A 15568-nucleotide genomic window follows, 5' to 3' on the forward strand; every position below is an offset into this window, starting at 1 on the left:
AGGTCACCCCAGCCAAGTGGATCAGCCGACGAAGTATGGCCCTTTTTCAACCAGTAGCACGGTCAGGACACGACACGCATCCGGGAAACGTCCGGCCACTGGTCGGCGCAGCCCGGTCCGGCGGGTGGCCCGACCAGCTCGCGCAGCCGGGCCAGCCTGCGCCTGCCGACCAGCCGCAGGGCCGGGTCGCCGTCCCCGGTCGTGTACATCGCCGCAGGTAAACCGGCACGGGCCAGCGCCGCGCGGAGGGGTTCGTGGGTGCCGGGCGCGGCCCCGTCGAGGGGCAGCAGGTAGGTGCCGTCCTGCCAGCGCCCGACGGCCAGGACCCACATCCGCAGCACCGCGCCGTCCGGGGCGAAGCCGACGGGCACGGACTTCGCCAAGTCGGTGCCCCAGGCACCGGCGAGCGGGGCCAGGTCGGCCCGGAAAGCGGTGCGCATGGTCGGCGCGCCGGTCTGGTCGCAGGCGGTCACCTCGGCTGTGACACCACGCTCGGCACAGGCTCTGACCAGCGCGTTCGCCCGCCAGTGGGCGCCGACGGGGAGCAGCAGCCGGGCCGTGGTGCCCGCGAAGACGACCGTCCGACCGGGGCCGCACAGCAGACCCGCGAGGTCGGCGACGCGGGGTCGGCAGGCCTCGGCGGAGAAGAACGACATCTGCTGCGCCACGACGGCCAGGGTAGAACAGCAGTTCGATCCCCGGGAAGTGACTGGATCGGTTCAGCGACGCAGCGCGGGGATCCGGGCGCACTGCGGTGCCCGTTCGGCCCATCGGGTGAAATCGGTGCCGACCGCGCCCGCGAGCGGTTCGGCGAGGTCGAGCGCGGCGACCTTGGGGGCCACCTCGCCCAACGCCGCCGCCACCCGGTCGGGGGCGTCGGGCCACTCGGCCATCGCGGTCCCGGCCTCGGCGAGCGGGGCGCGCAGCAGTCGCAGCGCGTCGACGGCGGCGTGCGCGACCCGGTCGCCGTCGGGGAACGGCGCGGGCCCCATCGCCCCGATCGCCGTCGCCGCGCTGCCCAGCGCAGCGACCACCCGGTCGAGGTAGGCGCGGAACTCGGTCTGCACGACGGCCGGGTCACCGGGGTCGATCGACGGCGGCGCCTGGACCAGCACGACGTCCACGTCCGCGACGATCGCGCACAGCCGGTCGGCCCACGCGGAATTGGCCGCCGGGTCCGGTTCGGGCGCGGCGGAGCAGGCCGTGGCGAGCAGCACGCCCGCCACGGCCGCGGTCCACCCCCTGGCCAGCGCCGTGCCCTAGGAGGTCGGCGTGCTGCCGGCGCTGCCGGTGAACGTCTGCTCGAACTTCTTGCAGTTCGGCCCCTGCTTGAAGGCGGACGCCAGCTCCGGGTTCGCGCGCAGCGCCTTGATCGGGTCGGCGAGCTCGTCGAGCTTCTGCAGCTCCTCGGCGACCTGGACGAACCCGGCCTGGAACTCGGCCGGGTTGGTCGCCGAGACGTTGCGCATCATCGTCTGGGCCTTCTCGGTGGCTGTCTTGGCGGTGCTGAGCGCGGTGACCTGGGCGGCCAGCAGCTTCTCGCCGTCGGCGACCGGCGGCGCGCCCGCGGCCTGGACGCCCTGCGCCGAGCGGTCCAGCGCGCCGACGAGCACGCCGAGGAACTTGACCAGGCCGTCACGGGCCTTGGCCGAGTCACCCGCCGGGTCGATGCTGGGCTCGCTGTTGAGCGTGGCGATCTCGGGCGTCAGCGTGCCGCAGACCTTCTCCGCCCACGCCACGACCTTGTCCCCGGCGGGCGCGGTCCCCGCGGCGGTCGTCGAGGGCACCTCGCCTGCCGACGCCGAGGCCGACCCCGCCTGCGAGGTGGTGGTGCCCGGCGCGGAAGTGGGGGTGCCGCCGCCCGCGTCGTTGGTACCGCCGCAGCCCGCGAGGGCGGCGGTCAGGGCGACGGCCGTCACGGAAACCGCGACGAGTCGGCGGGCCATGTGCACTCTCCTTGATCGACAAACCGATACGCGCCGAGACCGGGGCTCGACACGGGGGTAGATGCTCGCACGCGGAACCGACACCACACAGCACGGATGAGGCCGGTCCCGCCCACGGCGGAAACCGGCCTCATCTTCGCTCAACTGGTGTCCCGGTCACCACGGTGTCGTGGTGACCGGGAATTTTCACGCGTTGGCCGGGGCCTCTGCGGGCGTGTCCGCGATGGCGGTGCCGCGGCGCTTGGACACCACGACAGCCGCCACGATCAGCACGACCGCCACCAGCGCAATCGCGACGCGGGTGCCGGTGGAGGCGTCCACGCCAACGGACAACGTGACGATCGCGGGCGCGATCAGCAGCGAGACCAGGTTCATCACCTTGATCAGCGGGTTGATGGCCGGACCGGCGGTGTCCTTGAACGGGTCGCCGACGGTGTCGCCGATGACCGTCGCGGCGTGCGCGTCGGAGCCCTTGCCGCCGTGGTTGCCGTCCTCGACCAGCTTCTTCGCGTTGTCCCAGGCACCACCGGAGTTGGCCAGGAACACCGCCATCAGCGTGCCGGTGGCGATGGCGCCGCCGAGGTAACCCGCGAGCGGGCCGACGCCGAGGCCGAAGCCGACCGCGATCGGGGCGAGCACCGCGAGCAGACCGGGGGTGGCCAGCTCGCGCAGCGAGTCGCGGGTGCAGATGTCGACCACGCGGCCGTACTCGGGCTTGCCGGTGCCCTCCATGATCCCGGGGATCTCGCGGAACTGGCGGCGCACCTCGAACACGATCGCGCCCGCGGCCCGGGTCACCGCATTGACCGCGAGACCGGAGAACATGAACACGACCGCCGCGCCGAGCGCGATGCCGACGAGCACGTTCGGGCTGTACACGATGTAGGTGAACGCCGAACCCGCGTCCTCCAGCTTGACCCCGACGTCCCTGAGCGCCTCGATGATGGCGCTCGAGTACGAGCCGAACAACGCGGTAGCCGCCAGCACCGCAGTAGCGATGGCGATGCCCTTGGTGATGGCCTTGGTGGTGTTGCCGACCGCGTCGAGCTCGGTGAGGATCTGCGCGCCCTCGCCGTGCACGTCACCGGACATCTCGGCGATGCCCTGCGCGTTGTCGGAGACCGGGCCGAAGGTGTCCATGGCCACGATCACGCCGACGGTGGTGAGCAGACCGCAGCCCGCGAGCGCGATGGCGAACAGCGCCACGATGACCGAACCGGACAGCAGGAACGCGCCGTAGACGGCGGCACCGATGACGATCGCGGTGTAGACGGCGGACTCGAAACCCACCGAGATACCCGAGAGGATCACCGTCGCAGCACCGGTCAGCGAGGTCTTGCCGACCTCCTGGACCGGCTTGTGCTCGGTGCCGGTGTAGTAGCCGGTGAGCCAGAGGATCACGCCCGCGAGCACGATGCCGATGATCACGGCGACGGCCGCGATGACCGCAGGGCTGCCCGCGACGCTCTTCTGCGCCACGTCTTCCAGTCCGGCGAGCTCGGAGAACGAGCCGGGCAGGAAGATGAACGACGCTGCGGTGCACAGCACTGCCGAGATCAGCGCAGAGATGTAGAACGAGCGGTTGATCGCGGTCAGGCCGTTCTCCCCCGGGCGGACCCGGGTGATGTAGACGCCGAGGATCGCGGTGATCACGCCGAGCGCGGGGACGACCAGCGGGAACAGCAGGCCCAGCGAGCCGAACGCGGTGCTGCCCAGGATCAGCGCGGCGACCAGGGTCACCGCGTAGGACTCGAACAGGTCCGCGGCCATGCCCGCGCAGTCGCCCACGTTGTCGCCGACGTTGTCGGCGATGGTCGCCGCGTTGCGCGGGTCGTCCTCGGGGATGTTCTGCTCGACCTTGCCGACCAGGTCGGCGCCGACGTCCGCGGCCTTGGTGAAGATGCCGCCGCCGACGCGCATGAACATCGCGATGAGCGCGGCGCCGAAGCCGAAGCCCTCCAGCACCTTGGGCGCGGTGCCGGTGTAGACCAGCACGACGATGGCGGCGCCGAACAGTCCCAGCCCGACGGTGGCCATGCCGACCACGCCGCCGGTGCGGAAGGCGATGCGGGTGGCCTTCTCCCGGCCACCGTCCTCGACCGACGCCGCCGCGACCCGCAGGTTGGCCTGGGTGGACAGCCACATGCCCAGGTAGCCGATGGTGAACGAGAAGACCGCACCCACCAGGAAGAACAGGGAACGGCCGATCCGTTCGCCCGTACTGTCGGCCGGGAGCAGGAACAGCAGCAGGAACACGACTGTGCCGAAGATGAGAAGTGTGTTTCGCTGCCGTTTGAGATAGGCCGCAGCGCCCTCTTGGACCGCCTTCGCGATGTCCTGCATCTTCACGGTGCCCTGACCCGCGGCCAGGACCTCCTTCAGCAGCACATAACCGACGGCAAGAGCGGCGAGGGCGATCACGGCGACCACGGCGACTACACCGCGGTCCCCGCCGGTGAGCGTCAAGCTCTCCGCGAGGAACTGCCCGGACATCCGTCCTCCTGATGATCTGCCTGTACAGCGCCGACATCCGCCATTACCACACGGCTTCCGACGGCCCCGTTTTCGCGTGTGCGCCACCACAATCGGTGGGATGCCGGCGGAGTCTATTGGTAAAGCGGAACACCTACGCGAGCTGTCCCATACCGTGCACGTTGGGTGACGTTACGCGGGCGGAGTGTGATCAAGCTCTCATGATCATTTTTCGGGATGCCGGGATCGCCGTCGCGGTGTGCGAAGCTCGTCGGGTGAGTGTCGACGCGGCGACCGAGCGTGGCACCGTGCTGCTCGGCCGGGTCCTGGCCGGTGTGGCCAGTGGCGAGAACCCGGTGACGCACGTCGCCGAACTGCCCGAGCGCGCCGCGCGGCCCGTGCCGTGGCCCGACTGGGTGCCGGACGGCGTCCGCGCGGCCTTCACGCGCTGCGGCGTCGAACTGCCGTGGGCGCACCAGGTCGAGGCGGCCGAGCACGCGGCGGCCGGGCGCAGCGTGGTGGTGGCGACCGGGACGGCGTCGGGCAAGTCCCTGGCGTACCAGCTGCCCGTGGCGACCGCGCTCACCGAGGACCAGCGGGCCACCGCGCTCTATCTCTCGCCCACCAAAGCACTCGGCGCGGACCAGTTGCGGTCGGTGCGCGAACTCGACCTGCCCGACCTCCGCGCCGCGAGCTACGACGGCGACACGCCGACGGCCGAACGCGACTGGGTCCGCGCGCACAGCCGGTGGGTTTTCACCAACCCGGACATGCTCCACCGTGGAATCCTGCCCGCGCACGGCCGCTGGACCACGTTCTTCCGCCGCCTGCGCTACGTCGTCGTCGACGAGTGCCACTCCTACCGGGGCGTCTTCGGCTCGCACGTGGCCCTGCTGCTGCGGCGACTGCGCCGGGTGGCCCGGCGCTACGGCGCGGACCCGGTGTTCGTGCTGGCGTCGGCCACCGTCGCCGACCCGGCCGCGTCCGCCAGCCGACTGTCCGGAGTGGACTGCGCGGCGGTCGTCGACGACGGGTCGCCGCGCGGTGCCCGCACGGTGGCGCTGTGGGAGCCGCCGCTGACCGAGTTGTCCGGGGAGAACGGCGCCCCGGTGCGCCGGTCGGCGGGCGCGGAGACCGCCCGCATCCTGGCCGACCTGGTCCTGGAGGGCGCGCGGTCACTGGCGTTCGTCCGCTCCCGGCTCGGCGCCGAGCTGACCGCCCTGGGCGCCCGGCGCATCCTCGACGAGGTCGACCCGGCCCTGTCCCACCGGGTCGCGGCCTACCGCTCGGGCTTCCTGCCGGAGGAGCGGCGGGCCCTCGAACGGGACCTCGGCTCGGGCGAGCTGCTCGGTGTGGCCAGCACGAGCGCGCTGGAACTGGGCGTGGACATCGTCGGCTTGGACGCGGTGGTGATCGCGGGCTACCCGGGCACCCTGGCGTCGTTCTGGCAGCAGGCCGGGCGCGCGGGCCGGGCGGGCGACGGGTCGCTGGTGGTGTTCGTGGCCCGGGACGACCCGCTGGACACCTACCTGGTGCACCACCCGGCGGCGGTGCTGGAGAAGCCGGTCGAGGCCACGGTGACCGACCCGGCGAACCCGTACGTGCTGGCCCCGCAGCTGGCGTGCGCGGCGGCGGAGCTGCCGCTGACCCCCGACTGCCTGCCGACCTTCGGCGACGGCGCCCGCGCGGTGCTCGACGACCTGGTCGCCGACGGGGTGCTCCGCAAGCGCCCGACGGGCTGGTACTGGACGTCCCGCGACCGCCCGCACGCGTCGGTCGACATCCGGGGGTCGGGCGGCGAGCAGATCGCGGTGGTGGAGGCCGACTCGGGTCGGATGCTGGGCACGGTCGACCAGGGCCGGGCGTGCTCGACGGTGCACCCGGGGGCGCTGTACCTGCACCAGGGGAAGTCGTACGTGGTGGACGAGCTGGACCTGGAGTCGTGCCTGGCCCTGGTGCACGCGGAAAGCCCGGACTGGACCACGACCCCGCGCGAGGTCGTCGACATCTCGATCCTCTCGACCGCCGAGCAATCGGTGCACCCCGTCCCCGGCGGCGGTGAAGTGACGGTCTGCCTGGGCGAGGTAGCCGTCACGTCACAGGTAGTCGCCTACCTCCGCCGCCTCCCCACCGGCGAGGTCCTGGACCAGATCCCCCTCGACCTCCCCGAACACACCCTCACCACCCGCGCCGTCTGGTACACCGCCAGCACCAAGGCCTTGCTCCCCACGGGCCTGACCCCACAAACCTTCCCCGGCGCCCTCCACGCCGCCGAACACGCGGCGATCGGCCTGCTCCCCCTCTTCGCCACCTGCGACCGCTGGGACCTCGGCGGCGTCTCAACGGCCAACCACCCCGACACGGGACACCCCACGGTCTTCGTCCACGACGCCCACCCCGGCGGCGCGGGCTTCGCCGACCGAGCCCACGCGGCCCTCATCCCCTGGCTCACCGCCACCCGCAGAGCCATCCAATCCTGCGAATGCCCCAACGGCTGCCCGTCCTGCGTCCAGTCCCCGAAGTGCGGCAACGGCAACGAACCCCTGGACAAAGCAGGCGCGATCACGGTCCTGACCACGGTGCTGTCCGCCCTCACCTGAGATTGATCAACACTCGTTGATCAACAACCGCCCCAACCCCTCGCACCCAGCCCCGCCCTCCTCCGGCAGGGGTCGGCAAAGTCATTTCTGGTGGTAGGTGGGGATTCCGAGCAGGGTGAGTGGTCGGGCGGTGTGGCGTAGTCCTGGCGTTGGCCGCGGCGGCGGTGTTGGCGGGTGCGCGGTCGTTCGCCGCGATCGGGGAATGGATCGCCGATGTCCCGCAGTGGGTACTGGCGGCGCTGGGTGCGCGATTCGACCGTCGTCGTCACTATCTCGTCCCGGACGAGTCCACCGTGCGGCGACTGGCCCGGCAGGTGGACGGTGACCTGCTCCACGCCGCGATCGGCGCCTGGCTCGCAGCGCACACCCCCCGACCGAGCCGGTGACCGGGACACCGGGCAGGTCGACACCCCGCCACCGAGCGCGATCGCGGTGGACGGCAAGTCGCTGCGCGGCACGTTCGCCCGCACCGGCGGAGCCGGGGTCCATCTGCTGGCCGGGATCACCCACACCACCGGTACACACCGCGCCCACGCCGCCCTCGGCCTCACCAACCTCCCCACCGAACTCGCACACCCCGCCCGGATCGCCACCCACGTCCGCAACCACTGGCACATCGAGAACCGCCTGCACTGGGTCCGCGACGTCACGTTCCACGAAGACCACTCCCGGGTCCGCACCGGCAACGCACCCCGCGTCATGGCCAGCCCGTGCAACCTCGCCATCAGCGCCCTACGCCGACACGGATGGAACAACACCGCCAAACAACGACCCGACCGGATGCCGCGCACCCCGCCGAGCCCGCGGATCCGGCACCCGCCCGAGATATTCCCGCAGATCGGCCACCCGATCGGGCATGAGCACAGACTCCGCGCCCGACCCGACACACGGGGCCAATCGATCGAACGCGGCAGGGATCAGGCTGGATTCCGCCACGGGCACGGCTCTCCAACGATCATGCGACATCAGCAATCACATGACGTCAAGGGGCGACCGAGTGCGAGTTCCGCTCCGGAAGATGGCGGCAAGGTCGCCGCAGCGGAGCGGGACTGAACAGGGCACTCGGCACCAGAGTCGAACTCGCCGAGTGGGCGAACGAACCTGGGAACGCAGCAGCGCGCCGGGGGCAACCGGTCGAGGACCGGTCGCGCATCCCGGCGCGCTGCATGCCGCCGAGTTTCGCGGTTCCGACTCTGCAACCGCCGATCACGGGTGTGTGCGTGGGACTGTCGACGGGGAATACCTCGACCCTGCGTGTGCGGTGGCACCTGGAGGCGGTAGGTGCCGGGCAGGGCGGTCATCCCGGGGCGGGGTTACGTCGACTGGCGGCGAGGCCGCCGTGGTCCCTTTCCGTGATCTGGCGGGAGAAGCGGAATCTCCAGCGGGTTACTCGGCAGGCGCCTGTCCGACGGGCGACACGAACACGGGCGGGAGGTCGTGTCGGCGCCGCTGAACAGGCTGTTGCGGTTGACCGCGCACCGGGCGGAGGTGACGCGGACAACCACTGTGGTCGGTAGTCGGGTCAGTTCGGTCTTGCTCGCTCAGCCGGCCACGAGCTGCCGGGTGCGCGCACCCGCCGACTCCTGGATGGCGTCGAGGAGAGCGTCCTGGACGACCCGCGAGGACGGGATCTGCCAGCCGCACACCTCGGGCTTGACGCGCCAGTGCACCACTCCGTGCTGGAACGGGCTGGGCGGCAGGGAAATCCAGCCACCCTCGCCGTGGTGGACCACGTCGGCGTTGGCGGCCAAGTCGGCGACGAGCTCGTCACCGGAGCGGGTGAGGAAGAACCACCGGTGCTCCGGCGTGGCGATGATCGGCACGGGCAGCCCGACCGACCGCAGCACACGCGCGGCACCGCGACCCAGGTCGTCGCCGACCTCGATCGCGTCGTAGCCCGCGCCGGTCGCCAGCAGGAGGGTGTAGGGGTGACCGGTCCACCAGGTCGCCACCTGCTCCGCCCGAGTGCCGACGCGGTCGCGCCAGTCGGCGTGCACCGGGACCGGTCCGGTGTCCTCGACACCGTCACGGCCCGCCCAGTGGCCACCCACCGGGTAGGTGCCTGGCAGCACCGGCCAACCGCGGAACGCCAAGCCGATGGCCTCGGCCCGGAGTTCGACGCGGAACGCTCTCCGCCAGTTGTCCGACCTGTCGCTTCCCAACATCTCGGGCAGAGCCTCCTCGCGGCTGCGAGCACCGGGTTCGGCGCCCTACACAACACTCAACGGCACGAACGGGCCCGTCCGAAACTCGGCGTCGGCAACTGGTCGGTCTGGCGAGGTAAACGACCGGTTGCCCGACCTGAGCGACCAAACTGCGCTTACCGGTCGCCGTCGCCCGACCGCTCACCCACCAGAGCGGCCCGCTGAGCGGGCAAAACCGCCGCGGCACCCCGCCCAATGCGGCTTCTAGCTGCACAGATGCCGAGCGGCGGCGCCGTGGTCGGAATTCCGCCGGGTCACCCGTTCGCTGGTGCTGTGATGCCGTTCACCGTATGGGGCCGACCGCTGATCCGTCGGCGAGCGCGTCGCCGACCGGTCCGGCGCGGGCGCGGGCGAACGCCGGGCCGATGACCGGCACCGTCGCCGCGGGACGAACGGCGGCCTCCACAGTGCTCTCAACACCCCTGGCCCCCGTCACACCCGACGCGGCGCCGTCCACCACGACAACATCCACGGCGACCTCGACCGTGGCGACCCAACCGTCCAGCCCGCACGCGACCAGCCGCGCGCCCATCCGCCGCGCGACCCGTTCCGCCCGGCCGCAGGCCACTTCCGGCCCGGCCGCGGCGTGCGCCGCGGCGGCCAGCGCACCGAGGTCGGCCGCGCTTTCCGCCCGGTGACGTGCGACCACGGCGGAACCGAGCGCCAACACGACCGCCGCGAGCGAGACCATCCCGATCGTCACCACGGCCAACAAGGCCGTGGCGGACCCGCGATCACGCGTCACGGTGGACCGCCGGGTTCCACAACGGCATAGGCGTCACCGTGCAGATGCACGGGTAAAAGCCCGGCGCCAACCCGCACGGATACGGACACCGTGTCGCCTTCGGTGCGCACGGTGACGACCGCCCCTTCAGGAGCGATGTCGGCGGCCGCGCCGAGCGCGCGCTCCCCCTCACCGCGCGCGACCAACCGCGCCGCCTCCCGAGCGGCGTCCACACAACGGATTTGATCAACCACCGCGCCGAACCCGGCCAGGCACAGCGCGACGACGGCGAGCAGGCCGCCGATGGCGATCGCCGCCTCGACCGTGACCGAACCGCGGTCCGGTCGGGTGGCCGTCACCGCAACGCCTTCATGATCAGGTCGAGGACGGCGCCCTCCATCACCGGGCCGGTGAACAAGGCGACCAGCACGCTGGCCAGCGCCGCGAAGGCGACGATGCAGAGGACGTGCTCGACGGTCGCGGCGCCGTCGTCGGCACCGAAGCGGACACGGGAAAACATATGTACCTCCATGCATGTGTCTGGTGTGGATGGTCAGTTCAGGGTTCGGCCGACCAGGCCGATCAGCACGGGCGCGACGCCCGCGCAGAGAAAGGCGGGCAGGAAGCACAGCCCCAGCGGCGCCGTGACCAGGACCGTGACGCGCTGGGCGCGCGCCTCGGCCAGTTCGTCGGCACGGTCGCGCACGCCGGTGGCCAGCGTGCGGGCGACACCGGCCAGCGCCGCGCCCGAGCGCGCGCTCCGCCGTGCGCCGCGGGCGAGGGCGGCGGTGTCGGGGCAGTCCAGTGCCGCACTCCAGGCACGCACCGGGTCGGCACCGAGCGCCAGCGACTCGGCGACCTCCCGCAGCGCCGCACGAGGGTGGTCCGGCAACCCGTCGAGCACCGCACGGATGGCGTCCGGCACGGGCATGCCCGACCGCAGGCACGCGGCTAACAGGTCCCAGGTGGCGGCCAGGTCGAATGGGTCGACAGGTGTTGGCCTTGGCTTCAGGAGTCGGACCGCAGTCCACATCGCGAGGGGCGCGACGAGGGCTCCGGCAAGGGGCGCGGCCACGACCGCCACCAGTGCGCCCAGTGCTAGGCCGAATACCAGCGGGATTAATTTGCGTAGCGGGCGTTTAGGTGTACGTCCGTAGATGCTCGCGAGCCGTTTCCTGACGGGGGCATGCGGGAAGGCGATCAGGATGGCCAGGGCGATAAGGGTCAAGGCGAGGCTCATGTGATCGCGGCCTCGGTCAACCGGTTCGTCCAGAGGATTCCGGCGCAGGCGAGGATGGCGCCGGTGGCCAGCAGGATTTGGCCGGTGGCGGTATGCGCGAGGGTTTCGTAGGGGTGGGCGCCGACGGATTCGCCCGCGACGAAGCCCAGCAGTGGCAGGCAGGCGAGGATCGACGCGCTGGTACGTGCGCCCGCCATCTTCGCCAGGACCTGACGACCGAAGCGGGCTCTGCGCTGGAGGTCGTCGGCCAGTGGTCCTAGCACGTCCGCCAGCGGCAGGCCGTGGCGGTTTGCCAGTTGCCAAGCGTGGGCCAGGCCGGCGTTCGGGATTTCCGTGGCGGGCGCGCCCAGGCGTAGTGAGGTGGCGAGGGTTTGCAGGACTTGGGCGCCGGGGTGGGTCGCGTCTTCGGCGGCGCGCTCGGCGGCGTGGGCGGGGTGGGCTCCCGCAGTGAGTTCGGCTACGAAACCTTTGATGGCTTCGCTTGTGCTGTCGAGGTTGTGCAGACGGGTCCGGATTTCGTTTTTGGCTCGGTGGCGGTGCCAGGTGATGGCAGCGAGCAGGGCAGCGGAGATGGCTCCGGCAGGGCCCAGGAGGAACCAGCCGGTGGCGGCGGCCAGGGCTGTGCTGGTGGGCATGGTGGGGCGGGGGAGGCGGAAGGGCGGGCGTTTCCGGTGGGCGAGGTTGCGGAGTCGCTGTTGGGGCCGGGCGGCGCGGGGTTGCCAGGCGAGGGTGGCGAGGGTGAGGAAAAACAGGGGGACCATGACGCTCCCTTCGGTTGTCTGCCATAGACGGTTGTTCTGATGCGCTGATTGGGGCTTTACGTTGTGGCGAAAAGGAAAGAGGGCGGGCTACGGGTGAGCTACTCCTCGAGCGCGCAGGAGGGCGGTCAAGGCGGGGCGGTGACTGGTCCAGGTTCCGTTGGCCCACAGGGGAACGACCGAAACGCCGGTGGGAGTGCGGGATAGGAGACCGATGTGGGTGAGGGTTCGGGTCGGGGTGCGGTGCAGGTGGAGGACGAGGTGGATGGCGGCGGCGAGTTGGCTGTGCAGGGCGCCGGGAGTCAGCTGAGCCAGCGCGCCCAGGGCTTCCAGGCGGGCGGGTAGTTCGGTGGGGGAATTGGCGTGGACGGTTCCCGCGCCGCCGTCGTGGCCGGTGTTCAGCGCGGTGAGCAGGGGAGCTACCTCGGCACCCCGGAGTTCGCCCACGACGATGCGGTCGGGGCGCATGCGGAGGGCCTGGCGGACGAGGGTCTCCGGGGACACCTCGCCTGCGCCCTCGATGTTCGGGGAGCGCGTGGTGAGGCGGATGTACTGGGGGTGGGCGGGTTGGAGTTCGGCTACGTCCTCGACGCCGATCACGCGTTCGTGGTGGGGGACTTCGCCGAGCAGGGCGGAGAGCAGGGTGGTCTTGCCCGAGCCCGTGCCGCCGGTGACGAGGAAGGCGAGGCGGGCGTGGACGATGGCGGTCAGCAGGTGGTGGATCTCCTCGGGGAAGGTGCCCAGGGCGTGGAGGTCCGCGAGGCCGTGGGAGGCCGGGCGGAGGACCCGCAGGGACAAGCAGGTGTGGTCGCTGATCGGGGGAAGGACGGCGTGCAGGCGGACGTGGCCACCGGATGCGGCCGGGAGCCATCCGTCCACATAGGGCAGCGCGTCGTCGAGCCTGCGGCCCGCGGACATCGCCAGTCGTTGGGCAAGGCGCCGGACGGTGTCCTCATCGGCGAAGCGGATGGTGGTGCGGCGCAGTCCTGCGGTGTTGTCGACCCAGACCTGGTCGGGGGCGGTTACGAGGATGTCGGTTGTCGTCGGGTCGCGGAGCAGGGGGTCGAGCGGGCCTGCGCCGACGAATTCCTGGCGTAGCAGGGTCAGGGCGGTCAGAACGTCCGCGTGCCCCACTACGCCACCGGCCTCATCACGCACGGCACCCGCGACGACCGAGGCGCTGACGTCCGTGGGCCCGCCCGCCGAGGCGAGTCGGCGGCGGACTCGGTCGACCAGGTCAACAGGCATGACCGGTCCTTGTGGACGGTGCGGTCAGGGCGTGCAGGACCGTTGTGGCGGCTCGGGCCAGGGAGGTTCGTGGGCGGAGGCGGAGGGTGCCTTGGTCCAGCGTGTTCGGCAGTGATGGGTCATGGCGGTATGTGGTCAGCAGCGGTAGGCCCACTACGGCGGCGATGTCCGTTGGTGACAGTCGGGTCGGGGTTGGGTTGCGCACCACCAAAGCCGCCGGAACTCCCTGTGCTGCCAGGTAAGCCGCGACGCGCTTGGCGGCGGCGGTGGCGCGGACCTCGGCCGGGGTGATCACCACCGTCAGGTCCGCGCGGTCCAGGGCGGCGCGGGCCGACGGGCCCGGGGTTCTCGGCACGTCGCAGATGACGGTTTCGCCTGCGCGGCGGCCCGCCTCGACGATGGCCGCCACCGCGTCCGGGGCGGGCCCGTCGCCTTCCCTGGCACCGGAAAGCAGGGTCAGCCGGGCTCCGCCCTTGGTTCGCCCGGGCAGGGAACTGTGCAGGCTGGACACCGGTACCCGCCCCGCTTTCAGGCGGAGATCGGGCCACCGCAGTCCCGGCTGCTCCTCCGCGCCCAGCACCAGATCGATGCCGCCCGCCATCGGGTCGCAGTCGACGAGCATGGCGTTGTCCCCGGCGTCGACGGCCGCCAGTGCCACCGCGGCCGCGAACACCGACGCGCCCGCACCGCCCCGACCTCCTATGACGGCCAGCACTCGCCCCACCGCGCTCGCCGGTGCCTCGGCCGCGTCGGCGAGCGCGCTGATGAGCGCGTTCTCGTCCGCCGGAAGGGAGAACAGCCGTTCCGCGCCCAACAGCGCCGCGGCCGCGGACAGTTCCGGCGGCGGGGAACCGCTGGCCACGACCACCACCTCGGCCCGGCGCGGCAACGCGGCGGCCACGCACGCCGCAGCCGCGGGTTCGTCGAGCACGACCAGCGGTGCCTCGCGCCAGCGGGCGCGGAGGTCGACCGGGTCGGCCGCGCGGGTGGGTTCGGCGCCCGCGGCGGCGGCCAACCGCAGCACCTCGTCGAGCAGGGTTTCGTCGTGCACGCACACGGCGGGTCGCCGCGGCGGGGTGGTTTCGGGCATCTCGATCGCTCCTGGTGGGTTGTTCCCGGAAGTTGTGACCAGAATCTGGGGAAAACCCGGAGCGGTGAAAGAGCGCTGGTCAACCTGTGGATGGCTGAGCCGCATGTGGATAACTCAGAGGGTTCTTTGGTGGTGCCGACCGCGAACTGTCGGTGCCATGCGGCAGGCTGGAGGGGGGGTGCCCTGTCCGGACATGGGACGACCCCCGCCAGGGGGGAGGGGCGGGGGTCGTCGAAGGGTTCAGCCCCGGGGGGTCGGACTGAACCGGCCTGGCTCGAGGCCAGGTAGGCATACTGTATCCCCTCGCGGGGGTCCCTTGGCTACATACGGGAGAAGACACCCGCCCGAGTTCTCCCCGCACCCGGGCGCCGCGCGGGTGGGAAATCCGGCTTCGGCGCCGCTGGCAGGGCCGTTCGTCCACCGCGGACCGCCGCACCCGGCCACCCGCTCCTATGCTGGGCCGCGTGAGCGAGCCCGACCAGGCCGCGCCCGGGCGGGTCGCGGCGTTCTTCGACCTCGACAAGACGGTCATCGCCAAGTCGAGCGCACTGGCCTTCAGCAGGCCCTTCTTCCAGGGCGGGCTGATCAACCGGCGGGGTGTGCTCAAGAGCGCGTACGCCCAGTTCGTCTTCGCCTCCTCCGGCGCGGACGCCGACCAGGTCGAGCGGATGCGCGCGCACCTGACCGCGCTGTGCGAGGGCTGGGACGTCGAGCAGGTGCGGTCGATCGTCGAGGAGACCCTGCACGACATCGTCGACCCGCTGGTCTACGCCGAGGCCGCGGAACTGGTGGCCCGGCACAAGGCCGACGGGCACGACGTGGTCGTGGTCTCGGCCTCCGGCGCGGAGATCGTCACCCAGATCGGCGCGATGATCGGCGCCACGCACAGCGTCGGCACCCGCATGGTGGCGGTGGACGGCCGCTACACCGGCGAGATCGACTTCTACTGCTACGGCCCGAACAAGGCCACCGCGATCCGCGAGCTGGCCGCGGCGCACGGCTACGACCTGGCCGCCAGCCACGCCTATTCGGACTCCAGCACGGACCTGCCGATGCTGGAGGCGGTCGGCAAGCCGTCGGTGGTGAACCCCGACCGCGGCCTGCGCAAGGTGGCCGTCGAGCGGGAGTGGCCGGTGCTCACCTTCACCAGGCCCGTGTCGCTGCGGTCGCGCTTCCACGCGCCGTCCGGCACGGCGGTCGCGGTCACCGCGATCGGCATCGGCGCGGTGGCCACGGCGGGCGCGGCCGCATGGTACGGGCTGCACCGGCGCCGGAAGAAGTGACGA

16 protein-coding genes are annotated in these 15568 nt (G+C 71.7%); 4 read left to right on the top strand and 12 right to left on the bottom strand.

The window, feature by feature from the left end; genetic code table 11:
- Positions 1 to 62: 62 nt before the first annotated feature.
- From CLV40_RS21510 to CLV40_RS21525, 4 genes are all read right to left on the bottom strand, one after another.
- Positions 63 to 668: a hypothetical protein gene (locus tag CLV40_RS21510; protein WP_245931445.1), complete on the bottom strand. Its 606-nt coding sequence runs from the start codon at positions 666 to 668 to the stop codon at positions 63 to 65.
- 51 nt (positions 669 to 719) lie between these two features.
- On the bottom strand, positions 720 to 1226 hold the full coding sequence (locus tag CLV40_RS21515) for a hypothetical protein (protein WP_104480771.1): 507 nt from the start codon (positions 1224 to 1226) through the stop codon (positions 720 to 722).
- 33 nt (positions 1227 to 1259) lie between these two features.
- The gene (locus CLV40_RS21520) at positions 1260 to 1946 is read right to left on the bottom strand and encodes a hypothetical protein (RefSeq protein ID WP_104480772.1); all 687 of its coding nucleotides are present in this window, start codon (positions 1944 to 1946) and stop codon (positions 1260 to 1262) included.
- Positions 1947 to 2132: 186 nt separating this feature from the next.
- On the bottom strand, positions 2133 to 4439 hold the full coding sequence (locus tag CLV40_RS21525) for a sodium-translocating pyrophosphatase (RefSeq protein WP_104480773.1): 2307 nt from the start codon (positions 4437 to 4439) through the stop codon (positions 2133 to 2135).
- A 254-nt stretch (positions 4440 to 4693) separates the two neighbouring features.
- Here CLV40_RS21525 and CLV40_RS21530 point away from each other — a divergent pair, with 254 nt between their 5' ends.
- The 3 genes from CLV40_RS21530 (at position 4694) to CLV40_RS40845 (ending at position 8071) form a co-directional block, all read left to right on the top strand.
- Entirely contained in the window at positions 4694 to 7018 is a 2325-nt protein-coding gene (locus tag CLV40_RS21530) for a DEAD/DEAH box helicase (RefSeq protein WP_245931447.1), read from the top strand.
- Positions 7019 to 7137: 119 nt separating this feature from the next.
- Positions 7138 to 7404: a transposase family protein gene (locus CLV40_RS39740; protein WP_245931448.1), complete on the top strand. Its 267-nt coding sequence runs from the start codon at positions 7138 to 7140 to the stop codon at positions 7402 to 7404.
- The gene (locus tag CLV40_RS40845) at positions 7340 to 8071 is read left to right on the top strand and encodes a transposase (protein ID WP_425428241.1); all 732 of its coding nucleotides are present in this window, start codon (positions 7340 to 7342) and stop codon (positions 8069 to 8071) included. Before CLV40_RS39740 ends, CLV40_RS40845 begins: the two co-directional genes overlap by 65 nt.
- 488 nt (positions 8072 to 8559) lie before the next feature.
- On the opposite strand, the gene CLV40_RS21540 is transcribed toward CLV40_RS40845, so the two are convergent.
- From CLV40_RS21540 to ssd, 8 genes are all read right to left on the bottom strand, one after another.
- Positions 8560 to 9183, bottom strand: coding sequence for a bifunctional DNA primase/polymerase (locus CLV40_RS21540; RefSeq protein ID WP_104480775.1), 624 nt, complete (start codon positions 9181 to 9183; stop codon positions 8560 to 8562).
- Between the two features lie 322 nt (positions 9184 to 9505).
- A complete protein-coding gene (locus CLV40_RS21545) occupies positions 9506 to 9967 on the bottom strand; it encodes an Rv3654c family TadE-like protein (RefSeq protein ID WP_245931449.1) in 462 nt (153 codons plus the stop codon).
- On the bottom strand, positions 9964 to 10305 hold the full coding sequence (locus tag CLV40_RS21550) for a TadE family type IV pilus minor pilin (RefSeq protein ID WP_104480776.1): 342 nt from the start codon (positions 10303 to 10305) through the stop codon (positions 9964 to 9966). Before CLV40_RS21550 ends, CLV40_RS21545 begins: the two co-directional genes overlap by 4 nt.
- Positions 10302 to 10466, bottom strand: a complete 165-nt coding sequence (locus CLV40_RS21555) for a DUF4244 domain-containing protein (RefSeq protein WP_104480777.1) — start codon at positions 10464 to 10466, stop codon at positions 10302 to 10304. The genes CLV40_RS21550 and CLV40_RS21555 overlap by 4 nt, the downstream gene beginning before the upstream one ends.
- Positions 10467 to 10499: 33 nt before the next feature.
- Complete coding sequence (locus CLV40_RS21560; RefSeq protein ID WP_245931451.1) at positions 10500 to 11186, bottom strand: type II secretion system F family protein; 687 nt, start codon at positions 11184 to 11186, stop codon at positions 10500 to 10502.
- Positions 11183 to 11821, bottom strand: coding sequence for a type II secretion system F family protein (locus tag CLV40_RS21565; protein ID WP_181043644.1), 639 nt, complete (start codon positions 11819 to 11821; stop codon positions 11183 to 11185). Before CLV40_RS21565 ends, CLV40_RS21560 begins: the two co-directional genes overlap by 4 nt.
- A gap of 213 nt (positions 11822 to 12034) precedes the next feature.
- A complete protein-coding gene (locus CLV40_RS21570) occupies positions 12035 to 13192 on the bottom strand; it encodes a TadA family conjugal transfer-associated ATPase (protein WP_104480779.1) in 1158 nt (385 codons plus the stop codon).
- On the bottom strand, positions 13182 to 14282 hold the full coding sequence (ssd, locus tag CLV40_RS21575) for a septum site-determining protein Ssd (RefSeq protein WP_104480780.1): 1101 nt from the start codon (positions 14280 to 14282) through the stop codon (positions 13182 to 13184). Before ssd ends, CLV40_RS21570 begins: the two co-directional genes overlap by 11 nt.
- 452 nt (positions 14283 to 14734) lie before the next feature.
- Between ssd and CLV40_RS21580 the strand changes: the two genes are divergently transcribed.
- A complete protein-coding gene (locus tag CLV40_RS21580) occupies positions 14735 to 15565 on the top strand; it encodes an HAD-IB family hydrolase (RefSeq protein ID WP_104480781.1) in 831 nt (276 codons plus the stop codon).
- Positions 15566 to 15568: the final 3 nt, after the last annotated feature.

Source organism: Actinokineospora auranticolor (assembly GCF_002934265.1).
GTDB lineage: Bacteria > Actinomycetota > Actinomycetes > Mycobacteriales > Pseudonocardiaceae > Actinokineospora > Actinokineospora auranticolor.